We start from the raw sequence: 15,436 nt of genomic DNA, 5'->3' as shown, positions 1-15,436 counted from the left end.
TGCAGAAAAGGGGGTAACCATAGATGTGGGAGCGGGCTTGCTCGCGAAGGCTGCTAGTCAGACGAAAAATGTCTTCCTGACTAAACCCCGGGCTTGGCCGCCGGCTGCCACAAAATCTCGGCAACCCCCTGACGCTTGGCAATCAACCTCGCCACCACAAACAACAAATCCGATAACCGATTGATATACGCCAGCCCAACCCCGGCCAACGGCTCGATCGCATTCAACTGCTGACACCGCCGCTCTGCACTGCGCGCCAGACAGCGGCATACGTGAGCCTGGGCGATCAGCGCCGAACCGCCGGGCAGAATGAAATTCTCCAGTGGCCCCAACTCTTCATTCCACACATCGATCGCTGCTTCCAGTCGCTCGATTTCTGCCGTGTTCAGTGTCTGATACACCGGCATCGCCAGTTCGCCACCGAGGTCGAACAACCGGTGCTGGCAGGGCGCCAACACCTCGATCACTTCGTTCAACCCCGGATACGTATCACTTTGCGCCGCCAACCCGGCCAACAGCACACCCACCTGGCTGTTCAGCGTATCGACTTCACCAATGGCCTCGATTCGCGGATGGTCCTTGGGCACCCGACGGCCATCGCCGAGCCCGGTTTCGCCTTTGTCGCCAGTGCGGGTGTAAATCTTCGACAAGCGAAAGCCCATGGTTACCTCGACAGCTGATTGAGTTCTTGAGAGACCACCAGAGTGCCCGACAACGGTAGGCGCAAGGTGAAACAGGTGCCTTGGCCCGGCGTCGATTGCACTTCCATCTGGCCCTTGTGGTTGTTGGTGATGATGAAATACGAAACCGAGAGCCCAAGGCCGGTGCCCTGGCCGATTTCCTTGGTGGTGAAGAACGGCTCGAACGTGCGTTTGCGCACGTTCTCGCTCATGCCGATGCCGTTGTCCTCGACCTGAATTTCTGCCCACGGCGGGTTCAGTTTCGTACGCAGAATGATCCGTCCCGGCTCGCGGTCGTCGGTACGCTGATGAATGGCTTGCGCAGCGTTTTTCAACAGGTTGAGCAGTACTTGTTCCAGTTCGTTGGCGGTGCCGGGCACCGGGCCCAGTGCCGGATCGAACTGGCGAATGATTGCCTGACCCTTGAAGTCGAAGCCAATGGCCAGGTCGAAGTCGTTGCCGGCAATTTCCACCGCTTGATCGATCAACGCCGGCAAATCGCACGGGGCCATTTGCCGGGTGCTGCGGCGGCTGAAACTGAGCATGTGTGTCACGATCTTCGCTGCCCGCGCACCGGCCTGTTGAATGCCGTCGAGTAACTGTGGCACTTCGCGAGCTTGCAGGTACTGGTTAACCATTTCCAGCTCGATGCCGAGTTGCTCCGCTTGTTCGAGGTTTTTCGGCAGATCGGGTGACAGGCGCCGACGAATGTTCTGCACGTTGTGCAGAATCGCGCCCAGCGGATTATTGATCTCGTGGGCCATGCCGGCGGCGAGGCCACCGACCGAGAGCATTTTTTCCGACTGCACCATCATCTCTTCCAGGGACAGACGCTGAGTGATGTCGTCGATCCGGATCACCACGCCGCGCCCGGCCCCGCCCATCAACGGGTAGAACGTCAGGGCGTAATGCTTGGATTCATCGTCCTTGAGCCAGGTAACGCGTTCGATCTTCGCCACGGTGTGCTGCTCGACGGTTTGCCTGAGCTGCGGCAGAAACGGTTTGAGCGGTTCGAAGGCAAGAAAGATCGGCTGGTTCAAAGCTTCGTCGAGACGCGTGCCGGACAGGGCGCTTGCCTCCTGATTCCACTGGGTCACGTAGAGCTGCTCGTCGAGGGCGATCAGTGCCGACGGCATGGAGTCGATGATGCTGTTGAGGTAGTTCTGAAAGCCAGTGAGTTTCTTCTCGATCTTGCTGCGCACCTGAACTTCCAGTTCCAGCTTGCGGTTGGTGTGGCGGGTTTCTTCGGCCAGCCCCTGGGCCTGGTCGTAAGCAGCCTGGGAATCGTCGCGGGCGCGTTTGAGCTGCTGCTCCCGGGCTTCGATGCGCGAGAGCATGGTGTTAAACGCTTCGGCGAGGCTGCCGATTTCATCGTGGTTGCCACGGGAGGCGCGCAGGGCGTAGTTCTCTTCCCGGGTGACTTGCCGGGACAACTCTTCGAGCTGATGGATCGGCCGGGTAATCAGGCGTTTGATCTGCCGGGCGATCACCAGCCACAACAGCACGCTGAAGATGAGAATCCCCAGGCTGGCGGTCAGGGTCCCGGTGTAGAACGCCATCGGCAATTCGCTGCTGGCCACCAGCAGCAAATGCCCCGGCGCGGTGCCGGGGCGGGGCAGGGTGATCACTTGATTGCTGCGAAACTCCGTGGCTTGCCAGGCGTCGAGGTGCCGGAAGTGCTCCGGCAGGTTCAGCTTGTCTCCCTGCTGCAACTGCGCCAAAAGCACACCTTTACCGTCATAGAGGGCTGCCGCGCGCAGCGGTGTATAGCTGTTGAGTTCGTTGAGCAGGCGTTCGGCGGTTTGCGGCGACTTGAGGGCTTCGGAGATCAGGCTCGGGTTGGATATCAGTCGGCCGATGGTCTGCAGGGCCTGGGGGGCCATGCTTTCCTGGGATATGTAATAGGCGGCGCTGATAAAGGTCAGGTTGGCGACCAGCAAAACGGTGGTCAACAGCACCAGCAGGGCGGCCAGCAATTTCTGGCCGACTGGAAGGTTTTCAAGGCGCTGGCGCAATGGCATCAGGTTCATCGCTGCAAAGGAACAAGTGGCCAGCGTAGCCGCTGCTCAGTCGCTGGGCAATCCAAGGCTGTGCAGATGGGCGATCAAGCGCTGCTGCAATTGATTGAGGTGGGGCAGGTTTAACTGATGCCGCGACGCGACTTTGCAGGCATGACCCAACAGGTAGCTGATTTCGGTGCGGCGCTGATTCGCGACGTCCTGATACATCGAGGAGAAATTGGCGGCAGTGGCCTGGATCACCCGTTCGACTTCCTCCTGGAGGTTTTGCGCCGCTGCCGGCTGGCCGCAGCGCTCCAGCAGCTCGGTGAGCTCGGCGCACAGGGTGGCGACTTCGCAATGATGTTGCTGCAAACCGCCGTTGCGGCATTCGTGCAGCACGGTCAGCGGGTTGATCGCACAATTGAGTGCCAGTTTTCGCCACAGCCTTGTGAGGATGTCGGTGCTCCACTCATGGGGAATGCCGGCGGCGCTCAAGTCCTCCAGCCAGATCGGTGCCACCGGGTGGCCGGCATCCCCCAGCCAGGTGTAGCCATGACCCGCGAACACCACACGCCAGTCGCCATCGCGAAACGCGCCTTCGGTGCTGGAGGCGAAGATGCAGCGCGCCTGAGGCACCTGTGCGGCAACTGCGTCCTGACTGCCAAGGCCGTTCTGCAACAGGATCAGTTCGGCGTCGGGTGTCAGACGGTGCGCTAGCCGGACCACGGCTTCTTCGGCGTCATAGGCTTTGCAGGCCACCAGCAAACGGCTGATGGGCTCGTCGCTGTCAGCCGTTTGCGCGGGCACGGCATAGGTTTTCGCTTCGCTGTGTTCCACGAGCGTCAGCCCGCCCGTCGCCTGATAGGCCTGCAAGCGCGCCGCGTCCCGCACGATCAGCCTGACCGGCACATCGGCCCGCGCCAGACGTGTGGCCCAAAGGGTGCCGAGACTCCCGCCGCCCAAAACATGCCAAGGGGTGGACATCAGTTTTTTGCTCGGTTTGTCGCTGGCATGTGAGGCTCGCAGTATCGGTTGGAAAAGACCCGTTATAATGAGCCCGATTTTAACCGCAAGCCAAGCGCGCTCCATCGTTATCGAGCGCGCCTTTTTACTGGAGAGATTACATGCCGTCGTTCGACGTGGTATCCGAACTGGACAAACACGAAGTCACCAACGCGGTCGAGAACGCCGTCAAGGAACTCGATCGTCGCTATGACCTGAAAGGCAAAGGCACCTTCGAGTTCAAGGAGAAGGACCTGACCGTCAACCTGACCGCGGAAGCCGATTTCCAGCTCGAGGCGATGATCGAGATCCTCAAGCTGGCCCTGGTCAAGCGCAAGATCGACGTGCAGTGCCTTGAGGTCAAGGATGCCTACGCGTCGGGCAAATTGATGAAGCAGGAAGCAGTCCTCAAGGAAGGCATCGACAAAGAGCTGGCGAAGAAAATCGTCGCTCACGTCAAAGACGCCAAGCTCAAGGTCCAGGCCGCCATTCAGGGCGAGCAAGTGCGCATCACCGGCAAGAAGCGTGACGATTTGCAGGAGGCGATTGCAGCCCTGCGCGCGAAGACGTTCGACATGCCGCTGCAGTTCAATAACTTCCGCGACTGACTTTTCAAGCGGGAACCTGTGGGAGCGGGCTTGCTCGCGAAGAGGGCGTATCAGTCGACATCACTGTTGAATGACACACCGCTTTCGCGAGCAAGTCGAATCGTCGCACCGCCGCTCCCACCCTTATTGTGCTTAACCCGGCGGGTCTTTCTGCCGCTCATTTTTTGCGTGCCGGGTAGCCGGAAATCAGGAGAAAGAAGATGGATTTGAATGCTGAAGTGGACAACCTGGTCAAGGTGTCTCAAGCCTGGATTCCGATGATTATGGAATACGGCAGCCGCGTGCTATTGGCGGTGATCACCCTGGCCATCGGCTGGTGGCTGATCAACAAAGTCACGCAAAAACTCGGCGGCCTGATCGCGCTGCGTAACGCCGACCTGGCGCTGCAAGGCTTCATCAGCAGCCTGGCGAACATCATCCTCAAGGTTCTGCTGATCGTCAGCGTGGCATCGATGATCGGTGTAGAAACCACCTCGTTTGTCGCGGCTATCGGTGCGGCCGGCCTGGCCATCGGTCTGGCCTTGCAGGGCAGCCTGGCGAACTTCGCCGGCGGCGTGCTGATTCTGTTGTTCCGTCCGTTCCGCATCGGTGACTGGATCGAAGCCCAAGGTGTGGCGGGTACTGTCGACAGTATCCAGATCTTCCATACCGTACTGCGCACCGGCGATAACAAAACCATCATCGTGCCTAACGGTAATCTGTCGAACGGCATCATCACTAACACCAACCGTCAAACGACACGTAAAGTAGTGTTTGATGTCGGTGTGGATTGCCACGCGGATCTGCAAAAGGCCCGTGAAGTGTTGCTGGAACTGGCCAGGGATGAGCGGGTGTTGACTGACCCGGCACCGGAAGCGGTCATTTCCATGCTGGGCGAAAGCTCGATCACTGTTTCGCTGCGAGTGTGGGTCAAGACCGCTGATTACTGGAATGTGCTGTTCATGTTTAACGAGCACGCCCGTGATCGTTTGAAAGCAGCAGGAATCGATATTCCGTTTCCGCAGCGGGTTATTCGAGTGGTTCAGGAATCGGCAACGGTGTAAGGATCGGTCTTTCGATTATGTTTGACCTTTCGGTCAGACTTGTTTTGCAAGAGCCCGATTTGTTAAACACATTGCTGTAGTCAATAAAAAAGGCCCATCCGAAGATGGGCCTTTTTTTGATTACCGCGAACTAGCTAACGACAATTACAAAATCGACAGCGGGTAGTCGACGATCAGACGGAACTCTTTGATATCGCCTTCGCCTTGGTCGCCATTAGCGAAGTGCCATGCTTGACGAGCGCGGAAGGAAAGATCTTTTGCCGGGCCAGACTGAACAACGTACTTGGCTTCCAGGTTGGTTTCGTTGTGCTTGCCATCTTCACCGTACAGACCGGCGTAAGCACTGCCCGTTGGAGTGTTGCTGCCGTCGATGTCCCAACCTTTTACGTAACGGGTCATGAAGCTCAGACCTGGAACGCCGTACTCAGCCATTTTCAGGTCATAACGAACCTGGGCAGACTTCTCGTTAGGGCCGTTGAAGTCAGAGTACTGGATGGAGTTGGCGAGGAAGATCGAGTCGCCGCCGCGGTTGTTGTCACCCACGCCGATGTAGTCGAACGGGACGTCGCCGTTAACTTTCTGGAAGGCCACGGTAACGGTGTGTGCTTTCAGGAACGAGTAAGCAGCAGCCAGCGAGAACGTGGTGTTGCTGATCTCGCCTGCTTTGGCGGAACCGGTATCTTGGGTGTTGTAGATGTTACCGTCCAGGTTAATCGACTGATCGCTACCCATTGGGATGGTGTAGTTCAGGTTCGCGTAGTACTGGTTCCAGATGTCTTCCAGCTGGGCGCCGTACAACGATGCGCTGAGGTTGTCGGTGAATGCGTACTTGCCGCCAGCATAGTCTGCGCTGTCAGCGGTAACGCCGGCGTAGTTCGCCCACAGTTCGCCATCGCTGTTCATCTCATCCTGGCTGGAGGCCGAGTAGAAGTGACCGGCTTCCAGGTCCAGGTTCTTGATTTCGCTGCTCTGCAGTTGGAAACCGGTAGCGGTTTGAGGCACCAGACGGGAACCGCCGATAGCGAATACTGGAGAGGTGCTTGGCTGCATCTCGCCGAACTTCAGTTCAGTTTTGGAGACGCGAACTTTAACGGCGGCACCGGCTTTGCCGAAGTCGTCGTGGTTGCGGCCTTGGGAGTCGCGGCTCAGGTTACCCGAACCAGTTGTGCCGTCGCCACCGTCCAGTTTGATCCCCAGATAACCGAATGCATCAACGCCGACGCCTACGGTTCCTTGGGTGTAACCGGAGCTAAAGTTGCCCCAGATGCCCTGTGTCCAGTCTTTCTGGTCGCTTGCGCCGTCTCTGCGGTCGCGGTTGAAGTAATAGTTGCGAAGCAGCAAGTCGAACTTGGCGTCTTCAACAAAACCTTTGGCTTCAGCCTGGTCACTTACGAAAGGTGCGGCCGTAGCCATTTGAGTACTGGCTGCTGCTGCAACTGCCAGTGCGATCATGCTCCACTTCATCACGCGCATCGTGATTTGCTCCTTTGGTTTTTAGAAGAGTTACTGCCGTCCCACCTGTTTTATTATCTGGGCGGCTCTTTCTTTTTGTGTCGGCGCAAACTTATATCACGCCGACAATGTTGGCGATACTTGCGTATCTAACCTTTCAGCTTCTTTACGACCCTGTCGCGTATGGCTGGGTAGATGTCGCAAATTCACAGTCCCGACGCAATCGCACTGGCAACTTCAGTGTTGTTTTTCAGGGCTTGAACATCGGTAAAAAAGAGTCCCTTGTCCTGCACTTGAATCTCCATCGGGCAACCCTGCCACTGTTTTTATTGGCCTCAAGGGGTCCACTTCCAGCGGATCCTTATAGCCCATATGGGTGTGAATGCAACAAACGTGCACAAATCAGAATTTCATAGCGGTTTTTTTTCTGAAGACCTGTCTGTCGCTGTAAAAACCTCATAAAACCGGGGGCTTCAAGCTCCTTTTGTACAGGCTTGACGCCATGCTATGCATCGTGGTTGCCACTTAAAACCAGTGGGGGCGACAATAAAAAACGTTACCGGTTCACCCCATCAGTGAGTAGTTGGCGGATGCTGACGCACTGAGCGTAGACGCGTTGTGCGGTTTTGGTGCAAAAAATTTCAATGGCTGTACCGAATTCACACAGTGTCGCTTTGTGATGAATCCGAACGGCGCCTTGTTTTTCGGTCATCTCGGTATCTTTTGTGTAGCGGTTGGTGCTGTTGTGGTGCGTCCTGCTTCAAAATGTCTCATAGAGGGGCGATGGCGTCGACAGTTCATCGTGAAGCGCGCGGCGTTCGCAGGTATGCTGCCGTCCTGTCGCTTGGTGCGCCGTTTTTCGGTATGGGCGCTAAGCTGAAAAAGATGACCAGACGGGAGTGTGCACTGTGTTCGCTTTAGATCCACGACTTCAACAAGACACGTTGCCGATCGGCGATTTCCCGCTCTGCCGGTTGCTGTTGTCCAATGATTCGAACTACCCCTGGTTCATCCTCGTGCCCCGCCGCGAGGATATCAGTGAAATATTTCAGTTAGATGTCGCAGATCAACAGCAGCTGTGGCAGGAAACAACCGCGCTGGCGGAAATGCTCAAGGACTCGTTCGACGCGGACAAGCTGAACGTCGCGGCCCTGGGCAATGTCGTCAGTCAGTTGCACATGCATGTAATTGTGCGCAAGCGTGAGGACGCCGCCTGGCCAGCCCCGGTCTGGGGCAAGCAGCAGTCCAAGCCATACAGTCCAGAGCAGATCGCGACGATTCGCGAACGGCTGCGTCTGGTATTGACCGATGATTTTACGTTTCTGGAGGGTTGAGTCATGAGCCTGGAAGAGCGCGTTACCGATCTGGAAAGCCGGCTGGCGTTTCAGGATGACACCATCCAGGCATTGAATGATGTACTGGTGGCGCAGCAGCGGGTGGTCGAGCGCCTGCAACTGCAAATGGCTGCGCTGCTCAAGCGGCAGGAGGAAATGGTCGGTCAGTTCGAGTCCTTCGAAGAAGAGGCTCCACCGCCGCATTACTGAAAAAGGCAGGCCATAAAAAACCGCGAACAGCCTGGGCTGTTCGCGGTTTTTTTTTAGCCTTGGAGTCAGCGACGCGGCAGGGCGGCGATCACATCCTCGGCTTGCAGGCCTTTGTCACGGTTCATGACAGAGAACTCCACGCGCTGGCCTTCGACCAGAACACGGTGGCCTTCGCCGCGAATCGCCCGGAAGTGCACGAAAATATCATCGCCGGAATCACGGGAGATAAAGCCGAAGCCTTTGGAGGTATTGAACCACTTGACGGTGCCGGTATCGCGGTTGCTCATGTCATAGCTTGGCGAGGCGGCGGCCGGTGAAGATTTGTAGAAGCTGACGGCCAGGTGCAAAAGTACGGCGATCAGGGCAACGACCAGACTGAACAGAACAGCAGGTTGACCGGCGATGACAGGCATCGGGGCGAACAATGTCAGTGTTTGCAGTACTACAGCCAGAACCAGCAAGGCGCTGACCAGGTTTTGCAGTTGATGACGCGGGCCTTTGTTCCAGTAAGGGATAACAGGGGCAAGGGTGAGGTTGAGCAGGCCGAAAAAGGCCAGGTACAGCGCATCGGGTTGTTGCAGGTAAGGTACCGCTTCGGATCGCAGGCTAGGGATGAAGGACAGCAGCAGGGCTGCTGCGCCCATTAGCAGGTGGACGATTTTCAACATTTTGATTAACTCACGTTAAGACGGATCACAAGGAAGAGCTGATGGAGTTCGGTTCGCTTCAGAACAATAAGAGGCGTTGGACACGTACCCGCTATCAGCCTATGCGCAACCCCCGGAAAATAGGCGGTAGCGACACACTGCCTATTTAACAGCAAAGCCCGCGGCTACTCAAATCAGGCGGTCCAGCGGCGCTTTTACTGGCCGGAATGCGGATGACGCTTGCTGAGTGTTGTTCGGGCGCTGTGTTCCTCGGATCTTTTACCTTTTCAGTGAGTGATGTTGCGTCAGTTTTTGTAGGAAACCGTCCGGCCTAGGACGTGCTCCATGATCTCCCCTCCGTTGTTGGCTTATCCTACGTGGATGGTCAAAAAGTCATCTGGATATGCCTGTGCGCCTGCGCTTTTATAAGGAAACGGAATATGACTCTTATAAGCAGCAAGGATGGCAAAGGAGTGTCAACGCTATGGTTTATCAAGACAGGCGAAGCGAGGGGAGGGTCGGTCCGCTCAGGGATGTAAGGATTGACTCATTAGTCAGCGAATTCGATATGGGCCTGGCCCAGCCATTATCCCGGTCAGTGCGTTTGAATGGCTTTGCGACTTGTTTGCGGCTTGAACAGGTCTACTGGGATATTTTGGGTGATATGGCCAAGGTCAATTGCTGCTCGGTCAGTGCGCTGCTGTCCCACGTGGATCGCGAAGTGCATTTGCGTCATGGCGGGGTGAAGAACTTCACCGGGCTGGTGCGGGTTGTCTGTGTCGTGCACAGCCTGAAGGAGGGAGGTTGCCTCATCGTGGCTTAGCGGAGGTTGATCGTGTCGAGTGTCGGTCTGTGCAGTCTTACGGCTGCACAGGCCGCATTTAATGGCTATAATCCCGCCCTTTGCCGCAAAGCTCAGCATGCGCGGTAGCAATCTGATCGCCGAGACAACCCCCCATGCCGATGTACGACTATCAATGTGCTTCCTGTGGTCATCAGTTGGAAGCCATTCAAAAGATCAGCGCAGCACCGCTGGTCGACTGCCCTGCCTGCCAGGCGCCAGAGCTTAAAAAGATGTTGTCCATGCCGGGCTTCCGCCTCAGCGGCAACGGCTGGTACGAAACCGACTTCAAGACCGGTTCCAAGAAAAATCTGGCCGGTGGCGACAAAGCTGACTAGGGTCTAGCGCCCGGGCTGAATGACACGCGCGAGTTCTTGCATCATCCGGCACCTTACTTAAGTGCGGGGGGGCGGCAAGGCCTCCAACCGAATTTCGAATTACGAGAAGTGAAACCACTACCATGATGCGCAGCCATTATTGCGGCCAACTGAACGAAAGCCTGGAAGGCCAGGAAATTACCCTTTGCGGATGGGTTCACCGTCGCCGTGACCACGGTGGGGTGATTTTCCTCGATATCCGTGATCGTGACGGTCTGGCCCAGGTGGTGTTCGACCCGGACCGCGCTGAATCCTTCGCCGCCGCCGATCGCGTGCGCAGCGAATACGTGGTCAAGATCACCGGCAAGGTCCGCCTGCGTCCGGCCGGTGCCACCAACGCCAACATGGCGTCGGGCATGATCGAAGTGCTGGGCTACGAGCTTGAAGTGCTGAACGAAGCGGAAACCCCGCCGTTCCCGCTCAACGAGTTCTCCGACGTCGGCGAAGAAACCCGCCTGCGTTATCGCTTCCTCGACCTGCGTCGCCCGGAAATGCTCGAGAAGCTGCGTCTGCGTTCGCGCATGACCACCAGCATCCGTCGCTTCCTGGACGAGAACGGCTTCCTCGATGTCGAGACGCCGATTCTGACCCGCGCCACGCCAGAAGGCGCTCGCGACTACCTGGTGCCGAGCCGTACTCACGCAGGTAGCTTCTTCGCCTTGCCGCAATCGCCACAGCTGTTCAAGCAGCTGCTGATGGTCGCCGGCTTCGACCGTTACTACCAGATCGCCAAGTGCTTCCGCGACGAAGACCTGCGCGCCGACCGTCAGCCGGAATTCACCCAGATCGACATCGAGACCAGCTTCCTCGATGAAAAAGAGATCATGGGCATCACCGAACAGATGATCCGCAACCTGTTCAAGGAAGTGCTGGATCTGGAATTCGGCGACTTCCCGCACATGACCTTCGAAGAGGCCATGCGTCGTTACGGTTCCGACAAGCCGGACCTGCGTAACCCGCTGGAACTGGTGGACGTTGCCGACCAACTGAAAGAAGTCGACTTCAAGGTGTTCAGCGGCCCGGCCAATGACCCGAAATGCCGCATCGCCGCCTTGCGCGTTCCAGGCGCGGCGAGCATGCCGCGCAAACAAATCGACGACTACACCAAGTTTGTCGGCATCTACGGTGCCAAGGGCCTGGCGTACATCAAGGTCAACGAGCGCGCCAAAGGCGTTGAAGGTCTGCAATCGCCGATCGTCAAGAACATCCCTGAGGCCAACCTCAACGTGATCCTCGATCGCGTGGGTGCAGTCGATGGCGACATCGTGTTCTTCGGCGCTGATAAATCGAAGATCGTCAGCGAAGCCCTGGGGGCTCTGCGGATCAAGCTCGGCCACGACCTGGAGCTGCTGACCTGCAAGTGGGCGCCAATGTGGGTCGTCGACTTCCCGATGTTCGAAGAAAACGACGACGGTAGCTTCAGCGCGTTGCACCACCCGTTCACCGCACCGAAGTGCACTCCGGAAGAACTCGAAGCCAACCCGGCGACGGCTCTGTCCCGTGCCTACGACATGGTACTGAACGGCACCGAGCTGGGTGGCGGTTCGATCCGTATCCACCGTAAGGAAATGCAGCAGACAGTGTTCCGCCTGTTGGGTATCAACGAAGCGGAACAGGAAGAGAAGTTCGGCTTCCTGCTCGATGCACTGAAGTACGGTGCACCGCCACACGGTGGTCTGGCCTTTGGTCTGGATCGTCTGGTGATGCTGATGACCGGCGCCCAGTCTATCCGTGAAGTGATCGCCTTCCCGAAAACCCAGAGCGCGGCGGATGTCATGACTCAGGCGCCGGGTCAGGTGGATGCCAAGGCATTGCGCGAACTGCACATTCGTCTGCGCGAAACACCTAAAGCTGAGTAAGGCTGACCAGAAGGGCGCATCTTCGGATGCGCCCTTTCTTTATAGAATGGTCGAGATTTTTATTTGCTGGCTGGCGTGTCATGGCGTGGCGGGCAATGTTTCAAAGATAATTCGGAGCGAGTTATGGCGGGTCATTCCAAGTGGGCGAACATCAAGCACCGCAAAGAACGTCAGGATGCCAAGAAGGGCAAGATTTTCACCAAGTGGATTCGTGAACTGACGGTTGCTGCTCGTCAGGGCGGCGCGGAACCAGGCTCCAACCCGCGTTTGCGTCTGGCGCTGGATAAAGCGCTGGGTGCGAACATGAGCCGCGACATCATCGACCGCGCGGTTGCCCGTGGTGCCGGCGCCGCCGATACCGACGACATGGTCGAGCTGACCTACGAAGGTTACGGCCCGGGCGGTGTGGCGGTGATGGTCGAATGCATGACCGACAACCGCAACCGCACCGCAGCGGCTGTTCGCCATGCGTTCAGCAAGTGCGGCGGCAACCTTGGCACCGACGGTTCGGTGGCTTATCTGTTCGAGCGCAAGGGACAGATTTCCTTCGCGCCAGGCGTTGATGAAGATGCGCTGATGGAGGCCGCCATGGAGGCCGATGCCGATGACGTGGTGACCCACGAAGACGGTTCGATCGACGTGTTCACCTCGTTCGCCGGCTTCTATTCCGTGCGCAACGCTTTGGAGGCCGCAGGCTTCAAGGGCGATGACGCGGAAATCGTGATGTTGCCGACCACCAGTGCCGAACTGGACCTGGAAGGCGCCGAGAAGGTTCTGAAGCTGATCGACATGCTTGAAGACCTGGATGACGTGCAGAACGTTTATTCCAATGCCGACATTCCGGAGTCGGTGGCCGCACAGCTCGGTTAAGGGCAACTAATATTCAATGTGGGAGCGGGCTTGCTCGCGAATGCGGATTTTTAGGCAACATAGTTGCTGAATGTGAAACCGTATTCGCGAGCAAGCCCGCTCCCACATTTGTTATTCGTTGTATTGAACATCGTGCTTTTACTTAACCCGCAGGCGTTATGACTTTAATTCTTGGAATCGACCCTGGTTCGCGTATCACCGGTTATGGCGTGGTACGTGATACCGGGCGTGGCTGCGTGTACGTGGCGTCGGGCTGCATTCGCACCGGCTCCGGCGAGCTGCATGAGCGCCTGCAAATCGTCTATCGTGGCGTGCGTGAAGTGATCCAGACCTACGGCCCGGTGACCATGGGCATCGAAAAAGTCTTCATGGCCCGCAATGCCGATTCCGCCCTCAAACTCGGTCAGGCCCGCGGCGCAGCCATCGTGGCCGGTGCCGAGGAAAGCCTGGAAATCGCCGAATACACCGCGACCCAGGTCAAACAGGCGGTGACCGGCACCGGCGCGGCGAACAAAGAACAAGTTCAGATGATGGTCATGCACATGCTGAAATTGACCAGCAAGCCGCAAATCGATGCTTCGGATGCCCTGGCCATCGCGATTTGTCACGCTCACACCCGTTCCAGCCTGTTGCCTCATGGTCTGGGCACGGCACGCAGTCGTGGCGGGCGCCTGCGTCTCTGATAGCATCAGCAATCATTTTTTATGGAATGAGGGTTTTGCGCCTGTGTTGTCGGCGCAAAACCCTTGTTCTGTCAGTCGCCAGCACTGATCTGGCCAAGGCTCAAGGATCTGAAACGTGATTGGACGCTTGCGCGGCACTTTGGCTGAGAAACAGCCGCCGCACCTGATTCTGGATGTAAATGGTCTGGGCTATGAGCTGGAAGTGCCCATGACCACGCTTTATCGCTTGCCGTCGGTCGGTGAACCGCTGACCTTGCACACCCATTTGGTCGTACGCGAAGACGCGCAGTTACTCTATGGCTTCTTTGGCAAGCGCGAGCGAGACTTTTTTCGCGAGTTGATCCGTCTCAATGGTGTGGGGCCGAAACTGGCGCTGGCCTTGATGTCGAGCCTGGAGGTCGACGAGCTGGTTCGTTGCGTGCAGTCCCAGGACACTTCGGCGCTGACCAAGGTGCCGGGAGTGGGCAAGAAGACGGCCGAGCGTTTGCTGGTGGAACTCAAGGACCGCTTCAAGGCGTGGGAAACCGTGCCGGCGATGTTCGCGTTGGTGCCAAACCAGCCGGGTGGGCCAGATGCGCCAGCTCCGGTCGCCACCGCCGAAAATGACGCGGTCAGCGCGCTGATTTCCCTGGGCTACAAGCCGCAAGAGGCCAGCAAGGCGATTTCCGCGATCAAGGAGAAAGGTTTGAGCAGTGAAGACATGATTCGTCGTGCCCTTAAGGGAATGATCTAAGTGATTGAAGCTGATCGTCTGATCGCCGCCACGGGTGGTCCCCGTGACCGCGAGGAAGTCCAGGACCGGGCGATTCGTCCTGTCAGCCTGGCCGAATACATTGGCCAGCCGGCCGTTCGCGAGCAAATGGAGTTGTTCATCCAGGCTGCGCGAGGGCGCAATGAATCCCTGGATCACACCCTGATTTTCGGCCCTCCGGGCCTGGGTAAAACCACTCTGGCCAACATCATTGCCCAGGAAATGGGCGTGTCGATCAAAAGCACCTCGGGGCCGGTCCTCGAGCGTCCGGGGGACTTGGCGGCGTTGCTGACCAACCTTGAACCCCATGACGTGCTGTTCATCGACGAGATCCATCGGTTGTCGCCGATCGTCGAAGAAGTGCTGTACCCGGCCATGGAAGACTTCCAGCTCGACATCATGATCGGCGAAGGGCCGGCCGCGCGCTCGATCAAACTCGATCTGCCGCCGTTCACCCTGGTCGGAGCAACCACCCGTGCCGGCATGCTGACCAACCCGTTGCGCGACCGTTTCGGGATCGTCCAGCGCCTGGAGTTCTACAGCACCGCCGACCTGGCAACGATTGTCAGCCGTTCGGCGAACATTCTCGGTTTGCCACTGGACCCGGAAGGTGCCTTCGAAATCGCCCGCCGTGCCCGTGGCACGCCACGAATCGCCAACCGCTTGCTGCGCCGGGTCCGTGATTTCGCCGAAGTTCGCGCCAAGGGCCACATCACCAAACCGGTCGCCGACCTGGCGCTGAACCTGCTGGATGTCGATGAGCGTGGCTTCGACCATCAGGACCGACGCCTGCTGCTGACCATGATCGAGAAGTTCGACGGTGGGCCGGTGGGGGTCGATAACCTGGCGGCCGCCATCAGCGAAGAGCGCCATACCATTGAAGATGTGCTGGAGCCGTATTTGATCCAGCAGGGCTACATCATGCGCACTCCCCGGGGGCGGGTGGTCACTCGGCATGCGTACCTGCACTTCGGTTTAAACATCCCGTCACGATTAGGCGAGATGCCTGTGGTAGACGAGTTTCTCGATGCCGTGGACGATTAATAGCCTTTGCGCGCTGATTTATTCGGGGTTTGTGC

The 15,436-nt window shown here is 57.8% G+C and carries 16 protein-coding genes; 11 read left to right on the top strand and 5 right to left on the bottom strand.

Features of this window, described 5'->3' with window-relative positions:
* Nucleotides 1-80: 80 nt before the first annotated feature.
* Genes IC37_RS25840 through IC37_RS25830 form a run of 3 tightly spaced genes read right to left on the bottom strand, consistent with a single transcriptional unit; the run spans nt 81 to nt 3,664 of the window.
* A complete protein-coding gene (locus IC37_RS25840; protein ID WP_030131819.1) occupies nt 81-662 on the bottom strand; it encodes a cob(I)yrinic acid a,c-diamide adenosyltransferase in 582 nt (193 codons plus the stop codon).
* Between the two features lie 2 nt (nt 663-664).
* Complete coding sequence (locus tag IC37_RS25835) at nt 665-2,701, bottom strand: HAMP domain-containing sensor histidine kinase (protein ID WP_030131820.1); 2,037 nt, start codon at nt 2,699-2,701, stop codon at nt 665-667.
* Between the two features lie 45 nt (nt 2,702-2,746).
* Entirely contained in the window at nt 2,747-3,664 is a 918-nt protein-coding gene (locus IC37_RS25830; protein ID WP_030131821.1) for a putative 2-dehydropantoate 2-reductase, read from the bottom strand.
* Nucleotides 3,665-3,804: 140 nt separating this feature from the next.
* Between IC37_RS25830 and IC37_RS25825 the strand changes: the two genes are divergently transcribed.
* Both IC37_RS25825 and IC37_RS25815 read left to right on the top strand, forming a co-directional pair.
* Nucleotides 3,805-4,290 carry a YajQ family cyclic di-GMP-binding protein gene (locus IC37_RS25825; protein ID WP_007906601.1) on the top strand — a complete coding sequence of 162 codons (486 nt, stop codon included), beginning with the start codon at nt 3,805-3,807 and terminating at the stop codon, nt 4,288-4,290.
* 200 nt (nt 4,291-4,490) lie between these two features.
* The gene (locus tag IC37_RS25815) at nt 4,491-5,333 is read left to right on the top strand and encodes a mechanosensitive ion channel family protein (protein WP_030131822.1); all 843 of its coding nucleotides are present in this window, start codon (nt 4,491-4,493) and stop codon (nt 5,331-5,333) included.
* A 144-nt stretch (nt 5,334-5,477) separates the two neighbouring features.
* Here IC37_RS25815 and IC37_RS25810 read toward each other — a convergent pair whose 3' ends face one another.
* On the bottom strand, nt 5,478-6,806 hold the full coding sequence (locus IC37_RS25810) for an OprD family porin (protein ID WP_030131823.1): 1,329 nt from the start codon (nt 6,804-6,806) through the stop codon (nt 5,478-5,480).
* A gap of 887 nt (nt 6,807-7,693) precedes the next feature.
* Here IC37_RS25810 and IC37_RS25805 point away from each other — a divergent pair.
* Together IC37_RS25805 and IC37_RS25800 are read left to right on the top strand one after the other, a co-directional pair.
* Nucleotides 7,694-8,119 (top strand): HIT domain-containing protein, encoded by a 426-nt coding sequence (locus IC37_RS25805; RefSeq protein ID WP_030131824.1) that lies wholly within the window; start codon nt 7,694-7,696, stop codon nt 8,117-8,119.
* A 3-nt stretch (nt 8,120-8,122) separates the two neighbouring features.
* On the top strand, nt 8,123-8,329 hold the full coding sequence (locus tag IC37_RS25800) for a SlyX family protein (protein WP_007977339.1): 207 nt from the start codon (nt 8,123-8,125) through the stop codon (nt 8,327-8,329).
* A 65-nt stretch (nt 8,330-8,394) separates the two neighbouring features.
* Here the strand turns inward: IC37_RS25800 and IC37_RS30800 are convergent, their stop codons facing one another.
* Nucleotides 8,395-8,997 carry a cold-shock protein gene (locus tag IC37_RS30800; protein ID WP_030131825.1) on the bottom strand — a complete coding sequence of 201 codons (603 nt, stop codon included), beginning with the start codon at nt 8,995-8,997 and terminating at the stop codon, nt 8,395-8,397.
* A gap of 463 nt (nt 8,998-9,460) precedes the next feature.
* On the opposite strand from IC37_RS30800, the gene IC37_RS25790 reads away from it, so the two are divergent.
* From IC37_RS25790 to ruvB, 7 genes are all read left to right on the top strand, one after another.
* Nucleotides 9,461-9,799 (top strand): ribbon-helix-helix domain-containing protein, encoded by a 339-nt coding sequence (locus tag IC37_RS25790; RefSeq protein WP_030131826.1) that lies wholly within the window; start codon nt 9,461-9,463, stop codon nt 9,797-9,799.
* 134 nt (nt 9,800-9,933) lie between these two features.
* Nucleotides 9,934-10,155, top strand: a complete 222-nt coding sequence (locus tag IC37_RS25785; RefSeq protein WP_003209804.1) for an FmdB family zinc ribbon protein — start codon at nt 9,934-9,936, stop codon at nt 10,153-10,155.
* Between the two features lie 122 nt (nt 10,156-10,277).
* On the top strand, nt 10,278-12,053 hold the full coding sequence (gene aspS, locus IC37_RS25780; RefSeq protein WP_030131827.1) for an aspartate--tRNA ligase: 1,776 nt from the start codon (nt 10,278-10,280) through the stop codon (nt 12,051-12,053).
* A 123-nt stretch (nt 12,054-12,176) separates the two neighbouring features.
* Nucleotides 12,177-12,923 carry a YebC/PmpR family DNA-binding transcriptional regulator gene (locus IC37_RS25775; protein ID WP_030131828.1) on the top strand — a complete coding sequence of 249 codons (747 nt, stop codon included), beginning with the start codon at nt 12,177-12,179 and terminating at the stop codon, nt 12,921-12,923.
* Nucleotides 12,924-13,081: 158 nt separating this feature from the next.
* On the top strand, nt 13,082-13,606 hold the full coding sequence (gene ruvC / locus IC37_RS25770; RefSeq protein WP_008147379.1) for a crossover junction endodeoxyribonuclease RuvC: 525 nt from the start codon (nt 13,082-13,084) through the stop codon (nt 13,604-13,606).
* 115 nt (nt 13,607-13,721) lie between these two features.
* Nucleotides 13,722-14,339 carry a Holliday junction branch migration protein RuvA gene (gene ruvA / locus IC37_RS25765; protein WP_007897033.1) on the top strand — a complete coding sequence of 206 codons (618 nt, stop codon included), beginning with the start codon at nt 13,722-13,724 and terminating at the stop codon, nt 14,337-14,339.
* Nucleotides 14,340-15,401, top strand: coding sequence for a Holliday junction branch migration DNA helicase RuvB (ruvB, locus tag IC37_RS25760; protein WP_030131829.1), 1,062 nt, complete (start codon nt 14,340-14,342; stop codon nt 15,399-15,401).
* Nucleotides 15,402-15,436 lie beyond the last annotated feature (35 nt).

It is taken from the genome of Pseudomonas sp. QTF5 (assembly GCF_000512695.2).
GTDB lineage: Bacteria > Pseudomonadota > Gammaproteobacteria > Pseudomonadales > Pseudomonadaceae > Aquipseudomonas.
This window is presented reverse-complemented; position numbering and strand designations above follow the sequence as displayed.